Annotated in this window: 31 protein-coding genes; 12 read left to right on the top strand and 19 right to left on the bottom strand. The window is 46.9% G+C overall.

Annotation, left to right across the window (positions count from 1 at the left end; all coding sequences use genetic code 11):
• Positions 1–17 precede the first annotated feature (17 nt).
• The 7 genes from EFA47_RS17295 to EFA47_RS17265 all read right to left on the bottom strand — a co-directional run bounded on the left by EFA47_RS17295 (position 18) and on the right by EFA47_RS17265 (position 5,518).
• Positions 18–464, bottom strand: coding sequence for an LPD11 domain-containing protein (locus tag EFA47_RS17295; protein ID WP_054353206.1), 447 nt, complete (start codon positions 462–464; stop codon positions 18–20).
• Positions 465–472: 8 nt separating this feature from the next.
• The gene (locus tag EFA47_RS17290; protein ID WP_158229571.1) at positions 473–865 is read right to left on the bottom strand and encodes a DUF4262 domain-containing protein; all 393 of its coding nucleotides are present in this window, start codon (positions 863–865) and stop codon (positions 473–475) included.
• Entirely contained in the window at positions 862–1,386 is a 525-nt protein-coding gene (locus tag EFA47_RS17285; RefSeq protein WP_235853298.1) for an NADAR family protein, read from the bottom strand. The genes EFA47_RS17290 and EFA47_RS17285 overlap by 4 nt, the downstream gene beginning before the upstream one ends.
• A 59-nt stretch (positions 1,387–1,445) precedes the next feature.
• Positions 1,446–1,694, bottom strand: a complete 249-nt coding sequence (locus tag EFA47_RS17280; protein WP_054353166.1) for a hypothetical protein — start codon at positions 1,692–1,694, stop codon at positions 1,446–1,448.
• A 3-nt stretch (positions 1,695–1,697) separates the two neighbouring features.
• Positions 1,698–2,387 (bottom strand): DUF3990 domain-containing protein, encoded by a 690-nt coding sequence (locus tag EFA47_RS17275; protein WP_204248873.1) that lies wholly within the window; start codon positions 2,385–2,387, stop codon positions 1,698–1,700.
• Between the two features lie 194 nt (positions 2,388–2,581).
• Positions 2,582–4,579, bottom strand: a complete 1,998-nt coding sequence (gene ligA, locus EFA47_RS17270; RefSeq protein WP_235853297.1) for an NAD-dependent DNA ligase LigA — start codon at positions 4,577–4,579, stop codon at positions 2,582–2,584.
• A gap of 36 nt (positions 4,580–4,615) precedes the next feature.
• A complete protein-coding gene (locus tag EFA47_RS17265; RefSeq protein WP_140398064.1) occupies positions 4,616–5,518 on the bottom strand; it encodes a DUF5688 family protein in 903 nt (300 codons plus the stop codon).
• A gap of 416 nt (positions 5,519–5,934) precedes the next feature.
• Here EFA47_RS17265 and EFA47_RS17260 point away from each other — a divergent pair, with 416 nt between their 5' ends.
• The 7 genes from EFA47_RS17260 (at position 5,935) to EFA47_RS17230 (ending at position 10,121) form a co-directional block, all read left to right on the top strand.
• Positions 5,935–7,206: a DNA polymerase Y family protein gene (locus tag EFA47_RS17260; protein WP_087162998.1), complete on the top strand. Its 1,272-nt coding sequence runs from the start codon at positions 5,935–5,937 to the stop codon at positions 7,204–7,206.
• Positions 7,207–7,219: 13 nt separating this feature from the next.
• Complete coding sequence (locus EFA47_RS17255; RefSeq protein WP_087162999.1) at positions 7,220–7,537, top strand: hypothetical protein; 318 nt, start codon at positions 7,220–7,222, stop codon at positions 7,535–7,537.
• Complete coding sequence (locus tag EFA47_RS17250; RefSeq protein WP_087163000.1) at positions 7,537–7,866, top strand: hypothetical protein; 330 nt, start codon at positions 7,537–7,539, stop codon at positions 7,864–7,866. The genes EFA47_RS17255 and EFA47_RS17250 overlap by 1 nt, the downstream gene beginning before the upstream one ends.
• A 10-nt stretch (positions 7,867–7,876) precedes the next feature.
• Positions 7,877–8,458 (top strand): SOS response-associated peptidase, encoded by a 582-nt coding sequence (locus tag EFA47_RS17245; protein ID WP_087163001.1) that lies wholly within the window; start codon positions 7,877–7,879, stop codon positions 8,456–8,458.
• 161 nt (positions 8,459–8,619) lie between these two features.
• Positions 8,620–8,985 carry a hypothetical protein gene (locus tag EFA47_RS17240; RefSeq protein ID WP_140398065.1) on the top strand — a complete coding sequence of 122 codons (366 nt, stop codon included), beginning with the start codon at positions 8,620–8,622 and terminating at the stop codon, positions 8,983–8,985.
• A 284-nt stretch (positions 8,986–9,269) separates the two neighbouring features.
• A complete protein-coding gene (locus EFA47_RS17235; protein ID WP_106788251.1) occupies positions 9,270–9,716 on the top strand; it encodes a helix-turn-helix domain-containing protein in 447 nt (148 codons plus the stop codon).
• 60 nt (positions 9,717–9,776) lie between these two features.
• A complete protein-coding gene (locus EFA47_RS17230; RefSeq protein WP_087162321.1) occupies positions 9,777–10,121 on the top strand; it encodes a hypothetical protein in 345 nt (114 codons plus the stop codon).
• Positions 10,122–10,250: 129 nt separating this feature from the next.
• On the opposite strand, the gene EFA47_RS17225 is transcribed toward EFA47_RS17230, so the two are convergent.
• From EFA47_RS17225 to EFA47_RS17170, 12 genes are all read right to left on the bottom strand, one after another.
• Positions 10,251–10,550: a hypothetical protein gene (locus EFA47_RS17225; RefSeq protein ID WP_227060799.1), complete on the bottom strand. Its 300-nt coding sequence runs from the start codon at positions 10,548–10,550 to the stop codon at positions 10,251–10,253.
• Positions 10,550–11,089 carry a hypothetical protein gene (locus EFA47_RS17220; RefSeq protein ID WP_087162320.1) on the bottom strand — a complete coding sequence of 180 codons (540 nt, stop codon included), beginning with the start codon at positions 11,087–11,089 and terminating at the stop codon, positions 10,550–10,552. Before EFA47_RS17220 ends, EFA47_RS17225 begins: the two co-directional genes overlap by 1 nt.
• 2 nt (positions 11,090–11,091) lie before the next feature.
• A complete protein-coding gene (locus EFA47_RS17215; protein WP_087162319.1) occupies positions 11,092–11,655 on the bottom strand; it encodes a hypothetical protein in 564 nt (187 codons plus the stop codon).
• Positions 11,652–11,900: a hypothetical protein gene (locus EFA47_RS17210; protein ID WP_087162318.1), complete on the bottom strand. Its 249-nt coding sequence runs from the start codon at positions 11,898–11,900 to the stop codon at positions 11,652–11,654. Before EFA47_RS17210 ends, EFA47_RS17215 begins: the two co-directional genes overlap by 4 nt.
• 7 nt (positions 11,901–11,907) lie before the next feature.
• Complete coding sequence (locus tag EFA47_RS17205; protein ID WP_158229572.1) at positions 11,908–12,444, bottom strand: sigma-70 family RNA polymerase sigma factor; 537 nt, start codon at positions 12,442–12,444, stop codon at positions 11,908–11,910.
• Between the two features lie 15 nt (positions 12,445–12,459).
• Positions 12,460–12,987 carry an AbrB/MazE/SpoVT family DNA-binding domain-containing protein gene (locus EFA47_RS17200; protein WP_087162316.1) on the bottom strand — a complete coding sequence of 176 codons (528 nt, stop codon included), beginning with the start codon at positions 12,985–12,987 and terminating at the stop codon, positions 12,460–12,462.
• 83 nt (positions 12,988–13,070) lie between these two features.
• Positions 13,071–13,757: a hypothetical protein gene (locus EFA47_RS17195; protein WP_087162315.1), complete on the bottom strand. Its 687-nt coding sequence runs from the start codon at positions 13,755–13,757 to the stop codon at positions 13,071–13,073.
• A gap of 23 nt (positions 13,758–13,780) precedes the next feature.
• Entirely contained in the window at positions 13,781–15,898 is a 2,118-nt protein-coding gene (locus tag EFA47_RS17190) for a nitric oxide reductase activation protein NorD (RefSeq protein WP_204248860.1), read from the bottom strand.
• Between the two features lie 4 nt (positions 15,899–15,902).
• Complete coding sequence (locus EFA47_RS17185) at positions 15,903–16,154, bottom strand: helix-turn-helix transcriptional regulator (protein ID WP_240577858.1); 252 nt, start codon at positions 16,152–16,154, stop codon at positions 15,903–15,905.
• Positions 16,155–16,173: 19 nt separating this feature from the next.
• Positions 16,174–17,988, bottom strand: a complete 1,815-nt coding sequence (locus tag EFA47_RS17180) for an AAA family ATPase (RefSeq protein ID WP_087162314.1) — start codon at positions 17,986–17,988, stop codon at positions 16,174–16,176.
• 15 nt (positions 17,989–18,003) lie between these two features.
• Positions 18,004–18,774, bottom strand: a complete 771-nt coding sequence (locus tag EFA47_RS17175; RefSeq protein ID WP_235853296.1) for a hypothetical protein — start codon at positions 18,772–18,774, stop codon at positions 18,004–18,006.
• Between the two features lie 171 nt (positions 18,775–18,945).
• Complete coding sequence (locus tag EFA47_RS17170) at positions 18,946–19,731, bottom strand: single stranded DNA-binding domain-containing protein (RefSeq protein WP_087162326.1); 786 nt, start codon at positions 19,729–19,731, stop codon at positions 18,946–18,948.
• 407 nt (positions 19,732–20,138) lie between these two features.
• Between EFA47_RS17170 and EFA47_RS17160 the strand changes: the two genes are divergently transcribed.
• Genes EFA47_RS17160 through EFA47_RS17140 form a run of 5 tightly spaced genes read left to right on the top strand, consistent with a single transcriptional unit; the run spans position 20,139 to position 23,278 of the window.
• Positions 20,139–20,762 (top strand): TetR/AcrR family transcriptional regulator, encoded by a 624-nt coding sequence (locus EFA47_RS17160; protein ID WP_204248859.1) that lies wholly within the window; start codon positions 20,139–20,141, stop codon positions 20,760–20,762.
• On the top strand, positions 20,759–21,649 hold the full coding sequence (locus EFA47_RS17155; RefSeq protein ID WP_087162313.1) for an ABC transporter ATP-binding protein: 891 nt from the start codon (positions 20,759–20,761) through the stop codon (positions 21,647–21,649). The genes EFA47_RS17160 and EFA47_RS17155 overlap by 4 nt, the downstream gene beginning before the upstream one ends.
• Positions 21,646–22,443 carry an ABC transporter permease subunit gene (locus tag EFA47_RS17150; protein WP_087162312.1) on the top strand — a complete coding sequence of 266 codons (798 nt, stop codon included), beginning with the start codon at positions 21,646–21,648 and terminating at the stop codon, positions 22,441–22,443. The genes EFA47_RS17155 and EFA47_RS17150 overlap by 4 nt, the downstream gene beginning before the upstream one ends.
• A 6-nt stretch (positions 22,444–22,449) precedes the next feature.
• Positions 22,450–22,830, top strand: a complete 381-nt coding sequence (locus EFA47_RS17145) for a response regulator (RefSeq protein ID WP_306438884.1) — start codon at positions 22,450–22,452, stop codon at positions 22,828–22,830.
• Positions 22,831–22,861: 31 nt separating this feature from the next.
• Positions 22,862–23,278, top strand: a complete 417-nt coding sequence (locus tag EFA47_RS17140) for a winged helix-turn-helix domain-containing protein (protein ID WP_087162310.1) — start codon at positions 22,862–22,864, stop codon at positions 23,276–23,278.
• The last annotated feature ends 39 nt before the right edge of the window (positions 23,279–23,317 follow it).

The raw sequence follows: 23,317 nt of genomic DNA, 5'->3' as shown, positions 1-23,317 counted from the left end.
CTTCGTAATCATTATGGTTATTCGTTACACAATTCTTTTTCATAGTTCAGGAGCTGCTCCCAGGTCAGCCATTCCGGTTTCCCGTCAGCAGGAAGCTCCTTCCACAATTCTTTCATACGGTCAATATGATGCTGGGGATCACTTTCGGATAAGATGGTAACGCTCCGGTTCCCGTAGCCGAGAAAATATTCGCAGTCACGCTGCATCCGGCTTAACATCATATACTGGAACTCATACGGGGATCTTCGGAACGGTTCTGGCTCAAAGGTATATTCCTGCTGGATGTGGGATACTGGTTCCCCATCCAGGTCGTTCCTCGTAGTAGAATATAAGTCCGGGGTTTCGGATTTCCCCAGGTTAAGGTCTTTCCAGAACCGTCCGTACTGATCTTCATAAGTTGGACAGTCAAAATCATCGATGCCGATGAATTTCAGAGCCAAGACCGTCGATTTTTTCTCTTTCATAATTTTTGTCACTCCTTCTCAAAAATATGGGCTGCCTGCAACTTAAACCAGAAATCACATTTTTCATCTTCCGGGAAGCGACCTCTTTTATCCGGAATTATGACTCGTAGAACCTCTTGGCCGTACATCTGATAAGTGTCCAGACGAATCGGGACATGGGGAAGTAAATCCTCCACCAGATCTCCGGATTGAAACTGTTTCCCATCTGCCACTTTTTTCATCAGTTCTTTTAAAAGGTAATGGATTAAAGCAGGAGGCAGCTTCAGAATCACCTGGAACTCTGGATGCTGATACCGGTTCATTCCTTCGGTATGCACATTATTAAGAGGAAATTCTTTTTCTGTTATGTCACAAATAATCTTATATCGTTCTTTTTTGTTCCATTTCCAAAGACCACTCATGCTGTTTCGTCCTCCATTTCCAGGCTCCATTTCAGCTTTTCTCGTACATCCATAAGGATAAGCCCTAACTGGTTTTCTCCGTGGCCGTTGACCTTGCCCCAGAAGTAATCGCCCCAGGTATTGCCTTCTATGAGAAGACTGTTTCCTGTGGCAAGCAGGGCATCCCGCAGCTTTGGGTTCTGCATGAATTTACACATACAGATTTCATACATCAGGGAAATCTTTACCTTATCCCAGTCCGGGCGCAGCGTGAGGTTCTTTCCACGCTTTTTGGCTTCTGCCGGATTGTGCAGGCGGAAAATAGAGAATTGCTGCTGCTCTTTTGCACAGCAGGTCTTCTGCGCCTGGAAAGCTGCTTCATTATTGGCGTAGGTCTGCCCCATGTAGGTAACAGGAGCCGGATAAAAATTACTGAGAAATGCATATTTTCCTGTAAAAGAGGAGATGACATTCCTGTGAGTTTGTTTATGGATAGTTTCTTTTGGTTGATCATTGGATTTCATGCACATTCCTTTCCGCACAAAAAAAGGAACCGCCTATCCTATAGGTAGTTCCCTTCTTAAACAAAGTGCTTAAATCTTCAGTTTGTCTGTAATTCTTTTTGTTCCTGTTCTTCGTAGAACCGGTCTGCGATATAGCCCGCTGACTCCGCCCAAAGCGTATTCTCGGTATTCTGCAGAGCCTGATACGTCTTAGAATGGTAAAAGGCTCCGGCGGCATCTTGGAAAGAAAGATGGCTCCGTTCCTTGATGATGTCGATCACATCCCGGATCTGGATACACAGGTTCATCGTGATATCTTTGTTATTGAAAAAATATTTTCCTTCCATAGTTTACGAAACCTCCCTTCGGGATTCCAGCGTCAGGTGCTCCAGGGCAAGGGGCGTATGGAAAGACACCTGGTTGTTGACTTTATTATAGCGAAGCCTTTCCACTGCTTCCTCGGCTTTTAAAATACCTGACAGGTATAACTGCACAGTCTCCATTGTATTGTCGTCTGCAACAGGCCCTACGACCACATCATAAGCGTGCTGGATGCCGCCTTTCGTGCGGTTTTCTTTGATAAACTCCAGCCACTCCCGATCCAGAGCAGCAAAGTGCTTGATCTTCAGGTCCTCTGTCTGGTGGAACAGGTAACGGTAAACATATCTGCCGCCTTTGTGGGAGCGCAGATAAAGACGTTTGGCCCATTCCTCCGCCTGGCTTTCCAAGACGGTACAGTAAAATCCCCGGCCAAAGTCACGGCGATTATGGGATTTTCCCAGGTCAATCTCATCAAATGCGATGTTGGAACCGTGGTAAAGTACCAGTTCCAGAGCATTTTCTTTGATGATTTCCTCCACATATTGAAAAGTCTCTTCCATATCCAACTGATGAAGCATTTCGTGCTGTATCAGGATTTTTTCAAAAACCTGATGCTTACAGAAGAGATCAAAGACGTCCCCTTCAGACAGATGATGCTTTTGTGCGTAATACTCGACTGCTTGTACAGATAAGATTTCCACATCGGATTGAATACTCATACTTATCATTGCCTCCATTTGCCCCTATTATACCAGAAATGAATTTGTATTCCAACGGAATTATTTGTGGAATGGCTGCATCATTTTCGGGACTGTAATGACAGGAGCTGGCTGGAACTTTCTTCTAAAGGGAAGGGAACTGCCCGGCAGTTCCTTTCCCGAAATCATTATTCAGCGAAAACCGTAAGTGGGATTTAAGAGATCTTAGCCAGAAACTCTGCTTCTGACAGAATGGTTATGCCTAAAGACTTGGCCTTCGCCAGTTTGCTTCCGGCTTTTTCGCCGCAGACGAGATAATCCGTTTTGCCTGTCACAGAGCTGCCCGGTTTGGCACCAATCTCCAGGATCTTATCATTGATCTCAGCGCGGGTGAAATTCTCCAGCTTTCCGGTTGCTACGATAGTCTTTCCTGCAAATTCAGTATTTTTTGCCATAGTGTTTTCTTCCTTTCTTTCTTCAAATGTAAATTCATTCTGTAACGTGTCCCAGAGCATCAGATTTTCTTCATCCGCAAACCAGTCGTGAATGTTCTGGTTCAGTGTGGCGCCAAAGTCCTCTAACTGTGTGAAGTCATAGTCATCGGTGGCAGCCGCCCGGAAGGCATTCAGACTGCCGGAGAATACGGTATCCAATACCCGGCTTTTTGTACGGCCTACCATGGGAATATCCATGCTGACCAGATAGCGGACAAAGGTGGTGCTGCGGCTGGCCTGAATTGCGTTCCAGAGCCGGTCAAAGGATTTCTCCCCGAACCCTTCCAGCCGGATGATCTCTTCCCGGTGCTGATCCAGATGGTAGATGTCATGGAAGGTCTGAAGGTATCCCAGATTCAGGAATTTCTCCAGAGTAGCCTCACTTAATCCTTCAATATTCATGGCTTTCCGGCATACGAAATGGACGAATTTTTTCAACTGCTGGCTTTCACAGGATGGATTGCTGCAGTGTACGGTTTCAATGATCCGTCCTTTTTCTCCTTTTTTTCGATGGAGTTCTGTTGGAGCGCCGCAGCACGGGCAGATAGCAGGGGCTGCATCCCGGTAATGTCCACGGTCCAGGTTCTCCTCTACATGGGGAATGATCATGTTCCGTTTGGATACCAGGATACGGCATCCCGGCACCAGCTCCAGTTCCCGGATAAAGGTGAGGTTATGAAGCGTGGCCTTGGATACGGAGCACCCATCAATCTCCACGGTGTCAAAGACTGCCACAGGTGCCAGTTCCCCGAAACGGGAAGGCGTCCATTCAATACTCCGGAGGATGGTTTCATAGGTTTCGTCCTCAAATTTGAAAGCAAGTCCGTCCTTGTAGTGATGTCCGGTTCTTCCGCAGCTTGCGGAATACGCCAAGTCATCGAAGATCAGTACCATTCCGTCAATGGGAAGACCCAGTGTTTCTGCCTTCTCCTTCAGGTCCTGGATACGAAGCTCCAGATATTCCGGCGAAATCTGATCCGGATTGAGGGGAATATAGGGGCAGGAACCAAAGCCCAGTTTTGATAACTGGTACAGACGTTCCTCCCGGCTGTTGCTGTGTTCCCCCGCATTTAGCCCTTCCAGTACGTTGAAGGGGAGGAAGGTGACACAGCGGCCTTTACAGTTCTCCGGATCCAGGCTCCGCACAGATCCGGCAGCCAGGTTCCGGGCGTTTTTATAAGGTTCCCCGTTCCTGTCCCGGAGTGTGGTATTCAGCCGTTCAAAATCCTTTCTGTGTATGAAGGCTTCCCCGGTGACAACCAGCCGTTTCTTATAAGCAATGGAGATCGGTACATTCTCAAAGGTGGGAATGTTATGGGTGATCTCTTCCCCGATCTCCCCGTCTCCCCGTGTGGCTGCCTCTGTCAGCCTGCCATTTTCATAAGTGAGTTTTACGGTCAGCCCATCCAGCTTCAGCATAAGCAAAGCTGCGTGATCGCCACAAAAACGGCATAAATCTTCCACCTGCTTTGTCTTATCCAGAGACAGAAGCGGATGGGGATGCGGCACTTTCTCCAGTTCGCTGACGGGTGGGTAGCCTACGGTCTGGGTTGGGGAATTGGAGTAGATGATCCCTGTCTCCCTTTCCAGACTTTCCAGCTGTTCGTACAGCCGGTCATACTCCGCATCGGAGATTACCGGTGCGTTCAGGTTATAGTAGGCGTGACGGTGTTTGTTAAGGTTGTCTACAAGCAATTTTACTTCTTTTACATGGTGCATGATTGGATGCTCCTTTCTTGGGATTCGCATAAATTATTAAGCGCATTTTAAGGTATGTAAATTACGGTCATAGTAGTATGGATGTGATGACAGAATGTCCGTATCCAACACGGTTGTCTGATTGACAGATGTAATTAACTCTGAAAGACCTCCTTCTTCTGGAGACAAATGTTTACGCAGAATCAGAAGCTCGTGGATACTACTGGGAATTACATAGAAATCCTCCTGTAATACTTCTGCTATTTTTTCCAACATATTGTCATACAGGATACAAGCTGCACCGTCTATACGGCTTTGATTCGTTAAGACCAGAAGGTCTTCCTCCGGCATTACAGATAATGGGGCGGTAAGATTTTCTGACATTTCGTTAAGCGTGGCGCATACCGACTGAAGTGAATAGGGAAACAGTCGGCAAGTGTTCTTATGGGCATACTTGTATAATTCGTTTTGCTGGATTCCCCAGAGATCCAAATGGGAATTATGAATGAGAAAACCAGCAGTCTGTTCATCCGTGTTCGCAATGCAGCAATAGAAAACGATTGCCAAATCAAGATACGGGATATAAGGAATATCGTCCAAAAGATCCTTGTTCATATCCAGATTGATTAATTTATAGATGATTTTTTCCTTCAGTTCCTCGAAATTAGTTAAGTCCTTCAGCTTAAAATCTCCAGTCTGCTTGGCGTTCCGATATAACTTATATATGGTTTTTGCTATCTCTTCAAAAGATGATCCATTACACAAGTCTCTATAGAAATCATCCAGATAGATAACCGGGGATGCTGAGAAACGCTCTCCATCGGAGGCGTCTTCAATGAGAAGACCTTGGCAGAGGGTTTGATTGTTCTTTCTCGCCGTGTATGTGCTGACAGTAACGTCAGCACCGAGGTTCTCCTCCAGATACGTTTTTACTTGCATTTCAAATTCTTTGTAAGTCATTTTGATTCTCCTTTCTGTTACTATGTCCATCCGGAGCATTGAAAAACAACCCTCCTTTCCCATGTTCAGGCATAAAAAAAGAGAATGACGCAAAATGTTCATTCTCTGACAGCGTGCAGTTCTCTGCAAAATAAAAAAAGCCAGAAGGTACTGCCTGATGGCAGAGTATCCCTCTGACTGATTACAAACCTAAACAGCGTGTGATAAATCCTTTCCGGATAGACACAAAATATATGGTACAAAATGAGTATAACACTAGATATATGGTGTGTCAAATGCAAAGAGATGGTTTTACACTATATATAGTATATCGGTACAGGTTCCGTGAGAAGGGAGTCCTCTTTTGACAGAAAAATCCTCTTGACGAAAGAACGTATGTTCTCCATAATAGAAGAAAAAAGGAGGCGAACATACGTTTGAAACATGGAAGAACGGTAATTTTTCATATTGATGTCAATTCAGCGTTCCTTTCCTGGGAAGCCGTCTACCGCCTCCACCATTTAGGCGGGAAGGAGGATCTGCGGGAAAAGGTGTCTGCTGTTGGCGGTGATATGGCAATGCGGCACGGAATTATATTGGCGAAATCCATTCCGGCCAAAAAGTTCCATATAAAAACGGGAGAAACTATTCTGGAGGCGAAACAGAAATGTCCGGAGTTGATCCTAGTTCCGCCTAACTATGGGCTATATGAAAAGTGCTCCAAGGCATTTATGGATATCCTGCGCCGGTATTCTCCAGACGTAGAGCAATACTCGATAGACGAAGCCTTTGTGGATATGACAGGTACGGAAGGACTCTGGGGCGATCCGGTGACGGCAGCATACAGGATGAAAGATCAAATCCGGGATACGCTGGGATTTACCGTCAATATCGGGATCTCGGAGAACAAGCTGCTGGCCAAGATGGCATCAGATTTCCAGAAGCCAGACCGGGTGCATACGCTGTGGCATAATGAGATTGAAGATAAAATGTGGCCGCTTCCGGTGAGTGATTTGTTTTTTGTCGGGCGGGCGACTGCAAAAAAGCTGTTTAACCTGGGGATCCATACCATAGGGGAACTGGCCCATGCGGATCCGCATCTGCTGAAAGTCCATCTGAAAAAGCACGGGGAGGTCATCTGGGCGTTTGCCAATGGGATGGATGTATCCGTGGTGCAGTCTGAAGCCCCGGCCAATAAAGGATACGGGAACTCCACCACCATTGCCTTTGATGTAAGGGATGCGTCCACTGCGAAGCTGGTGTTGTTGGCGTTGGCGGAGACGGTGGGAACCAGACTGCGGGCAGCAAAGGTGCGGGCGGAAGTGATTGCTGTGGGAATCAAATCTCATGACCTGCGTTATGCCAGCCACCAGATGACGCTGCGGAACACTACGAACATTACCATTGAGATCCATCGCTGTGCCTGCCAGCTTTTTGACCAATTATGGGATGGGACAGCCATCCGGTATCTGGGGATCCACACCAGCCGGGTAAAGGATGGGTTCAACATGCGCCAGTTGGATATGTTTGACACGACAGATTATGAAAAGCTGGAGAAAATGGATGCTGCGGTGGACCGGATTCGTGGACGGTATGGGATCGACTCGGTGAAGCGGGCGGCATTTGTGGGAAGTCCTATTGACCATATGTCCGGTGGAATCTCAAGAGAAAAAAGGACTGTTGATTATAAGAAAATCGGGGTAAAATAGGAGGTAGAGATCTATGAGCATGGGGATTGGAACGAACACCCAGAAACCGGATGAGGGCGAGCTGAAAAGAAAAATGAAGGAAATTGCCTGTTCTGTCTGGTATACGAGCAAAGGCAGAACAATTCCTATGATGTTCAAATATCAAGATGAGGAAGGCGTAATTCATAAAGTTACGCACATTAATGTACAGAAGCAGGCAGAAAAATTTTATTGTGGTATTCCTATTCAGGAGTTCTGCTGTAGTACAGTGGTGGAAAATCAGGAATATCTATTTCGGTTATATTATTATCCGGAGTCGCATTGTTGGAAGGTAAGTTGGGGAGAGGAATAGTGAATAAGCATATTTTAAAATTTCCAGAGGAGGGATTAAAGCAACTGCAGTTTTTTATGGAAGGACTAAGCTTTCCTGTGGCAGTTGCTGCATATACAGAACAGGATATTGTGAAGATCTCTTATCTGGTCCGGCTGCTTCAGAGGGGCGATATTCATAGCACCTATGCACTGTGTATCTGGTGTATCCGTCAGGGGATCATTTATCAGATATTGTTTCGGTTTTCTTTTAAAGCGATGATTAAAAATCCTGTTCGTACCTATGATTATTTACGGCTCCAGAGATTGCTGAAGAAATGCAGGGAACAAACGCTGGGAAAGTCGAGATAAGGAGAAGAAAATGTGTGGACGTTATTATGTGGATGATGAGACGGCAAGGGAGATTGAGAAGCTGGTACGGGATCTGGATAGGAAATTGCAGATAGAGCGCACTGGTGATGTTTTCCCAGCGCAAAATGCTACAATAATAAAAGGGCAGGAGCACCATCTTGCTGCAGAACAGATGAGATGGGGCTTCCCAGGGTTTGAGAAAGGAAAGCTGCTGATCAACGCAAGGGCAGAGAGTGCCCTGGAACGTCGGGCTTTTCGGGATAGTATACAGAACAGGCGTTGCATCATTCCGTCCAGAGGTTTTTACGAATGGAATAAGAACAAGGAGAAGTTCACTTTTGAACGGGAAGATGCTACAGTGCTATTTATGGCAGGATGCTATAATCGATATGAGGATGAGGAAAGGTTTGTGATCCTCACAACGGAGGCAAACTCTTCCGTGGCGCTGATCCACAACCGGATGCCGTTGATCCTGGAGCCGGAGGAGGTGGAGGACTGGGTACTGGATGACAGGGCAACCGAGTATTTGTTGCATAAGACGCCGGGACTGTTAAAGGCTCATGCTGAGTATGAACAGATGCGGTTGTTTTAATGAGGCTTGTCTGGTATGAATACTTGTAGAAGTGGCTATGTTTTTACAAAAATATTCTAGTCGGAAGATGATTTGCCAGAACAGATAAGTGTAATATACTCTAAGCAGCGTCTGTACAGAGAAGCCGGCTGCTTAGAGTATATTATTGTAAGGAGGAATGAATGATGTACACACAGGAACAAAACAGAGAAATTGAGAAGGTTATGAATGCTTTTGCTGATTACATTCGGGATACCCCGCGTTTTGATCTGTTATGGTCAGATAAGGTGGGATATGTATTCCTTGACGGGATTTCTGAGGAGCAGGATGACTTTTGCATGGCGCCGATTATTCTCCGGGATGGTGAAACGCTTTGTGAGGAAATAATCTATCACATCGCTTGTGATGTAGTGGAGGAAAAGGGAAAATCCCATGACCTGCGTTTGTGCGGTCCGGAAGAACGGGAAGAGATCCAAAAGCGGCTGTTACCATATCTGCGACAGCTTCCGGAATATGAACATCTGGTGGAAGAACTGTTTGAAGATTAATAGTCTGCCAGACACAAGAGGAGCCGTCCGTGAGGGCGGAACGGATGTTACTGATCTTAGAATATGGGCAGATGCGGTTATTTTAATGAGGTTGACGTGGTGTTAATGGAAAGAATTTGGTATAATTGAGATAGCAATAAATTGGAATTTGCAGGACTGAAGGCTATAAACTAATAAAAATTTCCTTGTCAAAAAATCTTTGCGTTTATAATAGCGGACTGTAAAAGATGGATTGCTTTTCTTTTTGTTACATTCCACTGATAATATCCTTAGGAGGTAAAACGATGAGTATTGGAAAAACAATATTAAATGTTCGAAAGGAAAAAGGAATGTCACAGGAGGAATTCGGCGAATTATTTCATGTTACCAGACAGACGGTATCAAATTGGGAGAATGAAAAAAACTATCCAGATTTGAATACGTTAGTAACTATGAGTGATATGTTTGAAATTTCTCTGGATAAATTATTGAAGGAGGACAAACAAATGGTAAAAACAATAGATAAGGAAAGATTATACGGGAAGTATTATAAACATAAGCAATCTATTATTGATTTTTTTACAGGTGCTGGTACAGGACTAGTGATTTCGTGTTGTATTTCTCCAGATTCAATTAGAAGAACGGTTATACTTTGCATTGGGATTGCGATGTTTTTAATTGGTGGAGTTAAGAAACTTAGATGGGACAAAGAGGTTGTTAAGTATCTGGAAAAGCAAGAAAAGGAGCAATAAAGATACAAACAAATCCTAAGTTGTAGAGCAGATAATTGGAATTTCTCGGAGAAGTAATATATGGATAAGAAACGGTTGAAACGAGCAGTGGGAGTTGCAATCCCGCTTGCTGTCCTTATAATCGGTATAAGCTATAACAGCTATATTAAGATGCACACTTTCACCCTTTCAGGTGACGAGAGAGTGAAAAGCGAACAGATACAACCTGTTACCGGAAGTGTAAAAGTTACTGGTACTGCTGATACCGATGTTGTATTTACGGATATTGAAAGCGGAGAAACTTATGCAATAGGTTACATTACTTCTGGGACAGGTGGCACAATTAAACTTGAACGAGGAAAATGGTACAGGGTTGAAGGTGTTGGAGAACTTACAGTGAGACCAGTTAATGTTCGTATAGAATAACAACTCCTAATCCGTTTTTGACCGCCATATTTATTACATAAATTTAATCAAACGTAAAAAGAGCCGTCCATAAGACGGCTCGATGTCATTTAGTCCAGTTAGGCTTATCAGTTGGAACTGATAGAAATCTCAAACAGAGGGAGTCGGCTGTTCTTCGGGAACCTTCAGCTCCAGTTCCGCAATCTGCCATTCCATCCAGTCTCCATGTACAACAGCAGTAGCAGACCAGCCTTCCAGAAAGCTGTATTCCCGGTCAGAATCTTCTTGTTCTACCCCGTCCAGGGCGCTTTCATAGGCAGCTTTCATTGCTGCGTACACTTCCTCGTAGTCGGTACTGACGATTGGATCTGTCAGACCGTCCGTATATCCGTGTAAAACATAAATCTTTATCGGTGTATTTCCTTGTGTATTCTTGCAGACATTTGTCATCAGGCGGCCTCCTTTTCACGTCCGGGCCAGGTAATATGGCACTCACATTCGGTCAGCTCAGGATCGTGCTCTAAAGCTCCATAAACTGCCTCCCGCTCTTCGCCGGAATCATATTCCTTGTCCAGTTTAATGACTTCTGCCTGAATAAAGGGAGCGTTTGTATACGAGGCGGTAACAATGCCGTCCTCCATGATCAGCACCACACGGGGCGCCGGTTCTGGATGCGGGCGCAGTTCGCCGTTTAAAATCTGTTTCTCGATTGCATCGATCACGTTCTCCATCGTAACATGATAGGAAACATTGCTGTCCTCCAGTTTCTCATACAGTTCATAGGCTGTACACAGGATATCTGTCTCATGTTCCAGTGTCTGATAGGGAAGGTTACAAAGTCCGATCCTGTCTTGTCGCCGGTCTTCGCATTGCCCGATAAAATCCTGGAAAAAGCAATGCTTTTTGTAGATTTCATGCGCTTCCCGTATTTGCGGAAAAGTTAGTGCAAAAGCGAGTTCTTCAGGTGTTTCATTTCTTTCTAATATCATAACTATTGTTCTCCTTTCTGAAGGAGGGCTGCGCCTGGCAGCACAGCATCCTCCTGTTTCCTGTAAATCAGTAATGTCCCCCGCAGATCCAGCGGCTGGTCTATCCATCCCCCGTCCTGGTAGATCTGTCTGGTCAGGGTATTATAGATGACCGGCGTTTTTTCGATATCCGCAAGGTCAGCCACCAGACAGGTTTCCCGGTCAATATAGGGCCAGAGTGCCGCTTCGATCTCTTCCCGCAGCTTCAGTGCCATCCGGTGGATCTTCGACACGTCATAGTCTCTGGTCAGGCTTTTTCCAATCTCCTTTGGAATCCGGGAGCGGTCAATGGCAGCCTGTACCACAGCTGTCTGTTCATCCAGAGAAAAATTCGGATTGATCAGAAGGTGGTGGCAGGCGACCAGAAGGACAAATTCCTGGACGATTTCCCGGATCTGCGCCTTCAGCTCCTCATAAGGAATACGGTATACGCTCTTTAAAGTTTCCAGAGGAACCCGTTCCCGGTTGAGCTTCAGGGTGGAGAGCAGCTTTTGCAGGCTGCTCCCCCGTTCATAAATATCAGTCAAGCGCACATCACCTCAATCTCTGCCGGACGGCGTGCATAGGTCAAATGGTAAATGGTGTTTTCGGTTTCAAATACGACGCCGTCCTGCGATACCTCCAGGATCTGCTGGACCAGGGAGGTAGACAGGGACCGGGAGCCTGTTAGGATCCATGCCCGCTCATGCAGACGCAGGGTCAGACTGGGGGTGGCGGTCAGATGGATCTGTTTCTTTTTTACTGGCATAGCCGTGATTTTTTCATTCGTCATAAAAGAGTCACACCTCCATTCCATCCAGACTCCGTACTTTTCTGCGGAGGCGGTAGAACCGGCTGTGTACCCCGTGGGATGTAATATTACAGATCTCGGCAATTTCGTGGTAGGTGTAGCCGTCCGCCTGCAGATGGACCACCTGGCGCTCCTTCGGCGTCAGATAAGCCAGAAGCGCCAGCAGGCGGTTCCGGTCATCCATTGCCTCTGCCAGACGTTCCTGCCGGACAGGAAGGAAAACGTCCAGTTCAACGGTATCTTCCTGATACTCCTCCAGATAAGCCCGGCTCATGGGCCGGTTCTGTTTTTTCCATTCCGTTGCCAGTGCATCCCGCATGGCGATGCGGGCGATGGTGGAGAAGCGGTACTGCTGAAGTTCCGGTTTCTCCAGATAATCCTGTACGGCTTTCAGATAGCCAAAGACAGCGGTATCGTAGTAATCCTCGATATTCAGGTGGCGTCCGTTCAGATACTGATAGATAAAATCATGGTGCTTCTCTGCGAAAATTCTCTGTTCTTCTGTTAATGGGTGCAATGCTTTCATAATCATTCGTCCTTTCTATTCATTCGGTTTGCATTTACGGGTAATCATGTTTGCTATCAGGCGTGTGCAGTTACACTCGGCGCCCGATAAGCACCGTCCTGGCTCCGGGATCAGCAATAGCGCTGCTTTTTTAGAAGCCAGAGCTAAAGTGACCGGAAACAGTGCGGCAACCTTCCGGGAGCAGTCGGGAACTGGCGGGCAGAGGCCTGATTGAGAAAACATTTCTCTGCCCTCCTGGATAAGAGAACGCAGTTCCTCTGTGATCTGTGCACCTTCTGGCAGATAGCAGCCTTTGGATGCCAGGATGCAGTCAGTGCTGCTGATGGCAAGCCCGCAGCGGATGTTCTTATAGAGAGGCTCCAGGAAATCCCGGAGTTCTTTGGAACCGGTATTCCGGGGCGTACACTTCCGGATGCGGATGGTTGTCCCATCCGTGGCAATCTCCAGGGTGCTGCCGCTGCGGATGCCTGTTTCTTTGCGGATATCCGCAGGGATGATGATGCGCCCCTGGGTATCCATGTTTCGTATCACGGCAATACTCATAAAAATCGTCCTTTCTCTTTTTGCCTGAACAGAAAAAGAAGCGGGGTTTCCGCTTCCTTTCCTGCATGGCTGTATCGTGTTTTCTATGCTGCGTATGGGTAAGGCTGCCGCTGCATCTGCTGGCGTTGGGCCTGCTGATTTGCGAGCATCTCTTTCCCGTTTGAGATCAGCGGCGGGGCAATGCAGCGCTCCCACTCGGTCACATACGCATCCACCCTTTTTAAGAGCTGGTAGAGGTCCATGTCCGTGAGCAGGATAAAGGCCGATTTTTCCATCTGGAAGCTGCCGGACTGCATATAGGAGCCGCCGTTTCGATTCTGTACTTTGATCCCCCTTCCGTTTATGATCTGGATCCGCCACGGGTTCTTCATTTCCCTGCCGTCGGATGCCCGAGCGTGCCTGGAAATGGAAAACTGCTGTGCGGTGGAGTACCCATACTGATCGGGTTCCCCAAAGATCTTGCTGATACTCCATTCAAATTCCTGAAAGCCTGCGGTAAGGCGGGTGAGGAAAAACTGCACCTGCTCCGGGCTTAAATGGAACCGGGTGATGATATTGCGTTCCCCGGTGCCGTTGGAATAATCCTGGATAGACACGCCGATGAGCGAGTGAACCTTATGGTTGTTCTCTGAAAACTCTCCCTTGGCGTGTATCTGTGCATAGCTGCCAGGCAAAGCGGCCCGCAGCCGGTCATGAAAAGAAATCAGTTTCTTGTCATTCTGGACCTTACAGATCTGGTCCGATGCCAGATTCTGATAAGACTGGCTCATAAGTTATCCCTTCTTTCTATGATTTATTTGAGGTACTGTTTAACGAGGAGCGTCAGGTTTTTCGGCAGGTCATCCAGACGGGTAATGTCCAGAAACCCTTCCTGATAGATGCGCTGGATGGCATCCTTGTCCTCTCCAATGGCTGCCGCAAACAGAACAATATTCTGTCTGGCGTATTCCTTCTTGATCCCCCGCAGGTCCGCCTCTGCCTCCGTGCCGCGATAGCCGGTATCGGCTGGCTGACCGTCGGAGATCAGGATCAGAAGTTTCCGGTTCTCCGGTCTTTTCGCCAGATGCTCTGCAACAAAGCGGAGCGCTGCGCCGTCCCGGTTGCCGCTGCGGTCTATCATATCCATCAGCCGGTAGCGGTCATTCTCGTCCACAGAGTCAAACTCCGCATAGGAATAGAGGGCTACGCCCCGGTAATCCGTGGAATGGCCATAGATGGTCACCGGGATCCCCAGGCTGACACAGAAGTCATAAAGGACAATGGCTGTCTTTCTGGCGTGAGTGATACGGTCACCCCAGCCCATAGATCCGCTTTCGTCAATCAGGAGCCCTACTGCCAGCCGCTGTTCATCGGCTGGGAGCCTGGTTCGGATGAAGAAAGAACCGTCCTGGTGATGGAAGGAGCGCATATCCAGCCGCCGTCCATACAGAAGGTTCTTCTGCTTTCCGCCTTCCGCCTCCTCTTTTAAGAGGGGCAGTAGGGAACTCTGCAGGCGCTTGGAAGCCCTGAGAAGAGGAGGTGCAACTTCCTCATACTGCCGGATCAGCCGGTCTGGGATGTCCTGTACCCGATGAATGGTCACATGGATACCGGCATGGGCATTTCCGTAATGGATATCATTTGCTGCTTTCTGTAATTCTTCTGTCAGCTGCTGTTCATAGGCTGCCTGCGCCTTTTCTGTTGCGGCTTCATTTAAGACACGGGCAATATCTGATGCCGCATCCTCATAGCCGGTGCCGGCATACTGGGATGCGTAGGTTACGCCCGGATCATTGCCGTCTAAAATAGCGCTGGTCTTGGCAAGGGCAATCCGCCCGCCTTCCTCCTCCATCACTTTTTCCGCTTCCTTCAGGCTTTCCTGACGGCCCTTGGAAGAAAAGAAATCTGCGTCTTGCGGATTGGTGCCTGCGCCTCCTTTGGCGGAAGGGATATTTTTTACCTCCCCACCACCTTTTCCCAGAGGAATGGGCGTGCTGCCCGCAATCTGCTGATCCAGAAGATCCTGAAGCTCCTCTGTTGCTTCTGTTTCATTCTTTTGTTCCAGCTTTTCCCGCATTTCTTCTACCAGCGGTTTGATAAAGTCCCAGAACAGGACAAGCAGACAGTTTGTCGCAGTCAGCCGTTCCTTAATTGATGGTGCTTCCAGTGCTGTGTCGATATACTCCATGCCATCGGTCAGCACATCCAGATATTCGCTGTCGCTGTGGAAGCGGTTGCTGATGGTGCCGGACCGGCAATAAGCCAGAAGCAGGTTGGTTGCAATCGTAAACGGCTGGTAATCCCGGCTGAGCTGTTCGTGAAGATCCGGGATCTGCTCCAGCATCCGCAGGTTATTGAGCTGGATGCCCTTTCGGAAGCTGCCGGGAAAGGCAGCACACATCCTCGCTTCAATATAGATGTCTTCCAGGATGTTCTGAAGAGAAGCCGCACAGGTCTGCAAGGTCAGAGATACGGCCTTGTCCTTTTCCTGCAGGGCGTCCAGGATCTCCGTCTGGTTTTTCTGATAAACCGGCAGCTCCACGGAAGGATCTTCCGGGTAAAAAGAGCCGTTCCCCAGGTTTGTCAAGTAGAGGTTCCGGGTGGTGAAATCCGTAAACAAAAGATGAGCCGTCTCATGTCCGGTCATCCCTACCAGGCTCAGCGCCCGCAGGAAGCGGGACGGAAAGCTCTGGGTAACACGGTTTGCTGCGTTCAGGTAGATCTTATAAGAGTCTGTGTAAGCCAGTGCCGCACCATCGGATTCGTCCCAGGAAATCAGTGCCTGCAGGCCGTAGCAGTAACGCCCGGTAGCAGCACGTGCCTGGGAGGTCAGATACTGATGGAAGGCAGAGGACGTAAAAAATTCCTGATCGGTAATGAAAGATTCCTCTTCCCGAATCATCTGCTTTAATTTTTTCTGGTTGCTGTTCAAAATTCTATTTCCTTTCTGTGAGATTTTTTGTCAGCAGGTCTTCCACGGAGCAGCCGTAATAATCTGCCAGTTTCAGGACAGCATAGGCAAGCGGAGTGGCCCTGCAGTTTTCGTAATTCATAATGGTTTTTGGCGGCAGGTGTAAGATCCGTGCCACCGTTTTTTGGGAAAGCCCGCCCTGAGATTTGCGTAAGTAGGACAGGTTTTTTGCAAGAAGTGCATACATTTCTGGTTCTGTAAGAGGCGTTTTACCCACTGGCTTGCCTCCTCTCTTTTCAGGACGGCAGGACAGTATCCAGACAGCTTTCCTCAACCTCCGCACGGCTGATCGCATCTGCCGTAGCAGAAGGCAGGATGGTGTAATGGGCCGCCTCCCGGATATCGCCGCAGACCATATAGGACTGCACCCAGGAAATCAGTTCCCGGACACCGCAGCATCCATCTGTGATCAGGTTTTCCCGACAATATTCCGAGATGGAGTGGACGATCCGTGCCATTGTCTGAACGGTCTTTTTCTCTTTGCAGCCGGTAACGCCAACCACCCGTTCCACCAGTGTCTCCTCATCCGGCTCCATCAGGTCGATGAGCACACTCATACGGGAGATTACGGACTGGTTTAAGGGCTTGCAGCCTGCATAGTCATTGTTGGTTGTCACGACGATCACCATATCCGGATGCCGCTGTACCGTTTCACCGTTGGGGAGAAACACACTGTTGCATCGGTCCATCAGGGAGTTTAATCCCACTAGCACACCGGGATTTGCAATGACCGTCGGCTCCTGTATCTCAATCAGGTATCCGTTCCGTATTGCTTCCACCAGCGGCGTATCCACGTAGCGGAAATGCTGCTGGCTGGTTTTGGAGGCATAGTATTCGTGCATTTCATCAAAAATAGTATCAATGAGCTGCTTGTAGACCTGATCTTCTGTAACATTTTCATCGTAGGTTCCGGTCAGTTTTTCATAGGCGCTTGCCGGGTCCAGCATGATATCCTGGAAAGACGGATACTGCCGCTCCAGGGCAGTGCGTTTCCCGTCCACATCCGGCAGGATCTGCCCGAGCAGATCGAATACCTCTGTATTTGCGGAACAGGTCAGGCACCGGTAAGGAAGATGAAGCCCGGAAGCAACTGCTTTGGCTCCTTCCGTTTTTCCCGTACCGGCAGGGCCACGAAGGAGAAAGTTCCGCATGGGCTGTACCGTGTCCGTAGTGATTTTTGCGTGTTCACAGATCCGTTTGACTTCCTTCGGGATGATATACCAGTCCGGCAGTACCGGGACGGTCAGTTCCTCCTCCGGAGTCAGTACACGGGCAGGTGACAGGATATACTGTCCCACAAAATCCGCTTTCGCTATGACTTCCGCTTTTTTCTTAAAGGTGTTGCCGGGTTTCAGTACCTGGAAAGTCCCGTGGATGATTTCCGTAGGCGCATAGGTTCCCGTTTGAAGAGCCAGCGGCTTCAGCAGCGGGATGACACCATTGGCAGCAATATCCGTGCGGATCCCTCCCGTTGCGAGCGTATCACTGTATCGGATCCGGCGGTAAGCGTTGTCACAAAGGACAGCCGCCGTTTCTGCCGCCTCATCCATGTCCGGATAACCGGCTGCACGGTATTCCTTTAACTGCTGGTATTTCTCATTGAACTCCTCATCGGAAAGAAACGTAGGCATCAGAGCGAATAACAAAGCAGTTCCTGTATTCTCGGAATCTTTGAATACATATTTCTCCGGTGTATTTTCCGTATCCGGCGGCACCGTGTACTTCCCGGCAATAAATTTCCCGTTTGCAGGGTTATAGACCACCACATGAAGTTCTCCGGTACGGCTGGGATATTCTGCCACCGTATAGGTATTGGTCTGGCTCCCGATTGCCCCCAGTTCCTCTGCCGACTTCCCACCTGCGGGCTCCTCCAGTTCCATATAGGTCAGGACGGCCTGCAGGGTAGCCGCATGGAGCGTGCTTCTCTTTTGCGGCTGGGTACAGTATTTGGATGCGATATTCTTAAACACGGCGTCATCCGTATAGTCCTTAAAAGGTTCTGGGAGCGTGCGCTGGAAGGTCCAGCTCTCCACTAATTTTCCACTTGCCATCGTTACTTTTCCTCCTTATGCCCAGGTGATCTCTACTGCGTTTTCCGTCTCTGCCGCTTCCAGTTCATCATCAGCAAACACCTGCAGGAGTGCAGGCCAGTAGGCTTTCGGCGGGAAATGCTCCAGCTTGCCTTTTACTTCCGGCTCCTTCCCATTGAGGATATAAACGTCCCCCTGTTCTCCGATGAACAGCTTCTGGTGTCCTTTTGCCTGTAAATTCCCGATCATTTCCACAAGGAATGGTTTCCCAATCAGGGAGTACCAGGACGCAGGATCAACCTTTGGCGTATCCGGGGATGCGGATTTGTCGCCTTTCCGTTTCAACGCAGAGACAGTCAGCATCTGAAGATGCAGGTTTCCGTACTCATCCATAGACACTTCCGCAAAGTTATGATTACCGGTGTTCCTGGTAGATAAGCGGATCGCATCGCCATCCAGCAGGTGGGAAAGACGCAGGGGTTCTGCAAACTCCCAGGTAGCTTCCGGAAAAGCAGACTGAAGTGTGTCTGTGATCTGGTAGCTGATCTGCCGGATCAGGATGGTTTCCAGATCCGAGTTCCCGTTTCCTGTATCCATTGCCCTCCCAGCCGGAATCCGCAATTTCCGGAGTCCGGAAGCAAGCGGAGGGATGATAAGGATTGCCAGGGAAACAAGGACTCCTGCAGCAGCGATGCCAGTCATCAGATAGGACTGGCTTCCCTTTGGGAGCAGAAATGCCGCCGCAAACAGGCACAATACGGTGATCTGTAACGTCTTTTTGATCGTTCTGGCTTTCTTTGCTTTCATGTAAATTCTTCCTTTCTTCTTAAAACTGCTGTGCCGCACCCAGGAGAGCCGATGATCGGCGCTCTCCTGGATCCTGTGCGGACACAAAAAAAAGAACTGCCTGTACGGAGTAGTCTCCGGGTGCAATTCTCTACATGGATCGTTCCTTATGAAATTTTTTGTGCGTCAGCATCAAGCGACAAAGGGAAGTGTCTCTGCCTGCTGTTCTGTAACCTGGGTAAATCCATCTCCCGGATAGCCGCCCTGTGTTCCCGGAGCTGCCCCGTTTCCAGGAGCATAGCCGCCGGAAGGCTGCTGGTTCGGATTGCCCTGTGCGTAATTCGGTGCGCTTCCAGGATTCGGAGCATAGCCGTTCTGGGGCTGTCTGTAACCGTTCTGCGGTACGTTCCCCTGTGGAGCATTTGTTCTTCCCTGTCCTCCCCGTGCATAGCCATTCTGGTTCTGTGGTGCGGCGCCTGTAGGTGCATAATTGCCGGCAGGAGCATCGGATGCCTGTGGATAGCCTCCCTGTGCGGGTGTCGGGTATCCGCCCTGCTGATTGGGAACAGGAGCTCCTCCGGGCTGTCCGTAGCCGTTCTGAGGAACGCCTCCGGGTACACCGGGATTAGCCCCATTTACATCGTCATAAGTCAAGGGCGCAAACTGCCAGTCTTTGACAACCACGCTGGGGCCGGAGTTCGGTTTTCCCTGGTTTTTCCCCTTCTGATGAACGAAGGGATGCAGCTCCAGATCTCCAATGATAATCAGTCCGGTGCCTTTTTTAACACCTGCTTTCATCAGGCGGTCTGCCAGAAATGAATTGAAATAGCAGGAATAGAATACAGTCTCTTTGTTTCCGTCTGCTCCCCTCTGGGGGCAGGAGATGTCCAGAGTCGTGTAGGTTGTGTTGCTGTTCTTTGCCTGCATGATCTGAGGATCCGTTGTTGGCCTCCCTGGTAAAAAGATGATTGCTGACATAGAAATTCTCCTTTCTGCCACTTTGGGCGTTAAAATAAATAATAGTGAAAATAAAAAAAGTGCCATTACAGTGCCGTAAAAAACGACATTATAATGACACGATTTTCCAACTTAAACAGCATGTGTCCTGGGTGAATGGCCCAGACTCCCATTTCGGGATGACACAAAAACTCAAATACAAGATTATAGTAGCACAAGATATAGTGGGTGTCAAATGCAATCAAACAATATATGCAATCAAACATCAAACAATATATGCACTCAAACAATATATTGCTGAATTGAAACGGATAGTATTTTTGCAGAAAATATCGGGAAGGGCTAAAGAAGTGATTGCTGGGACCTTGAAAAAAATAGTCAACGTATTAGAATGGAATTGACTGAAATAGTCAAAGGAGGTCTGAAAATTGTCTGCGGAGAAGTTTGAGGAATTACCGTCCGAAAAGAAAATGCGGATTATAAACGCAGGACTGGAATGTTTCGGGCAATACGGATATAAAAAGGCAAACACTGATTTGATTGTTGAAAAAGCAGGAATATCTAAAGGACTGTTATTTTACTACTTCAAAAATAAAGAAACGTTTTATCTTTACCTGTGCGATTTTTGCAGCAAAGTTTCTTTGGAAGCAGTAGATGTAGCGGAAATGAGTGCCATAACTGATTTTTTCGATATGTTGGACTTCGGGATAAGAACCAAATTGAAAATATGGTCTGACTATCCTTATATGTATGATTTTTCGCTGCGGATGGTTCTTTTTCAAGACGAAAAAGTTTCGGCTTCGGTTAATGATTATCTCGCTGAAAATTTTGATACCACATTCGATGAATACTTCAAGAACATTGACTTTTCGCGATTCAAAGAGGACATTGATCCGAAGTACATTTACAAAATGTTTTTGTGGTTATCCGAGGGGTATCTGTCCGAAAAGCATCGAACTAATCAACCGATTGTGTTTGAGGAAGCTATTGCGGAATTTGAAAAATGGAAAGCAATGATTAAACAGATTAGTTATAAAGAGGAATACTTATGAAGATGATTGAAGTACACAATTTGACAAAAGACTATGGAAACTATAGAGGAATTTTTGATTTAAGTTTTACTGTTGACCAAGGAGAGGTTGTTGGATTTCTGGGATCAAACGGTGCGGGCAAAACAACGACCATAAGACATTTGATGGGATTTATCCATCCCCAGCAGGGTATATCTAAAATTTTTGATATGGATACGTTCTCTGCGGCAAAGCAAATACAATCAAAAGTTGGTTATTTACCGGGAGAAATATCATTCTTGAATGACCGAATGACTGGCAATGAGTTCATCCGATTTATGATGGAAACAAAAGAGAATGTTTCCACAGAACAGGTTCGTCACCTCGTAGATTATTTTGAATTAGATACTCGTATCAAGATCAAAAAAATGTCAAAGGGGACAAAACAGAAATTAGGGTTAGTCGTTGCATTTATGCACAATCCGTCTGTGTTAATCTTAGATGAACCGACCAGCGGATTAGACCCTATTATGCAAAATAAGTTTGTCGAGCTTATAAAATCAGAAAAAGACAAAGGGAAAACGATATTTATGTCGTCCCACATTTTTGAAGAAGTCGAAAACACTTGTGATAGAGTGCTGATGGTTAAAGACGGACACTTGATTGCCGATAAAGGTATCCAGAGTATTCGGGGTACGAACAAAAAGCACTACACGATTACCTTTGCAACCCCTGAACTTGCAAAGGCATTTACACGGGTTCATGCTGACAGTACATTTGATGGAAATTATAAGGTATCTTTTCTACTGGATAGCTCTGTCAATGATCTTGTGCATGAATTAGTACATTACGATGTGCAAGATATAGCAGTAAGAAACCAAACAATCGAAGAAGTATTTATGCAGCATTATGGAGGAACTAAAGCATGATCCGCTCATTGATGAAACAAGAAGTAAAAGCGAACTATAAATTATATGTTATTTTTTTAAGTATCATTGCAATGTATGCTGTCACACTGGTGGCAATGTATGATCCATCACTAAAGGACAGTCTGGAATCATTAGAGGAAAGTATGCCGGTTGTTCTTGCTGCATTCGGTATGCAGGATATGGGGACGACCTTGCTGGATTTCATCATTACATACCTGTATAAATTTGTTTTGATTGTTACACCGTTCATTTACAGTATCGTAATGTGCTATCGCCTACTTGCAAAGTATGTGGAAAATGGATCACTTGCCTATCTGCTAAATTCAAAGCATGGCAGAACGAAAATTGTTATAACACAATGGGTCAATCTGTTTTTGGGGGTGGTTGTGATGATCGCATTCAATACAGGATTGATGATTGTATGCTGTTCCATGATGTTCAAAGGCGCATTGGATATACCCCGGTTTTTATTACTAAATTTAGGCTTGCTCGCCCTGCAATTATTCATTGCGGCGTTTTGCTTTATGTTTGCTTGTCTATTCAATGATGTTAAATATTCAATCGGCTGTGGGGCCGGGGGAATTTCGTTGTTCATCATTATGCAGATGTTTTTTTCTGTATATGATAATGCCAAAATTCTTCTTTACTGCAATCCATTGAGTTTGTTCAATCCAAGGCAGCTTGTCAATGGAAATATTGTTTCGGTTATTAGCCTTGTGGTTTTGTTGGGATTAACTGCTATTTTTCTGACAATTGGATTGTTGGGATTTAGACGAAAGGATTTGCCACTTTAAGAAAATATAGCTATTTCCTGTCGGGCGACGGCAAAAGAAAAACTGTCGTGTAGCAGTCCTTTTGGATTTTTTAGGTTTTCTGGTCTCTACTTTAAAAGGTATTTTGAGGTTTATATAGCAACAGGGGGAACAGATGCTTTGCGATTACTGGAACATCAAAAAGTCGATGCAATCTGTTCTGATTACAATATGCAGAATGGCACAGGACTGGATTTACTCGTAGAAATTCGTCAAAAAGGAATCCCTGTCCCTTTCCTGCTTATGTCTGGCGATGATGATTGCCTGTTTAAAAAACAGACAAAATTTTATGGTGGCGTTTTCTGTTGCAAAACCGATTATGATTTGATCGGAAAAATAAAAGCTTTGATTAACACTGAAACGAAATAATGTCTTTCGACTTTTAAACAGGTGATGCGTAATGGAACAGATCGAAATCATCCTTCGCTCCACGGATCCAGCTGGAAAGGTGACAGAACAGCTTCTGGCTAAATTCGATACAGAGAAACCAGCGACAGAGCATGATAAGGTGCTTCAGTATTCCGGTCTTTGCATTGATCCAGTCAAGCACCAGATTTCTTATCAGGGGAAGGTGCTTCCTCTTACGGAAACGTATGAATTTCAGACGTTTGTTTATCTTGCCAGTCAGCCGGGCAGAGTTTTTACGAAAGGGCAGATCTATCAGGCAGTCTGGAAGGAGGAACCTGTGGATGTGAGCAGTGCGGTGTTCTGTATCATCGGGAATATTCGCCAGAAGCTGCGGGAGGTAACAACAAAAGAATATATCCAGACTGTGTGGGGAGTCGGATACAAATTTGTAGATGTCCCAGGGGAGTAATCTCCAGGGATTTTTCCGTAGAAAATAGAAAACTATGAA

This window comes from Luxibacter massiliensis, assembly GCF_900604355.1.
Taxonomy (GTDB): domain Bacteria; phylum Bacillota; class Clostridia; order Lachnospirales; family Lachnospiraceae; genus Luxibacter; species Luxibacter massiliensis.
The sequence above is the reverse complement of the archived record's forward strand: the minus strand, read 5'-3'. Positions and strand labels throughout refer to the sequence as shown.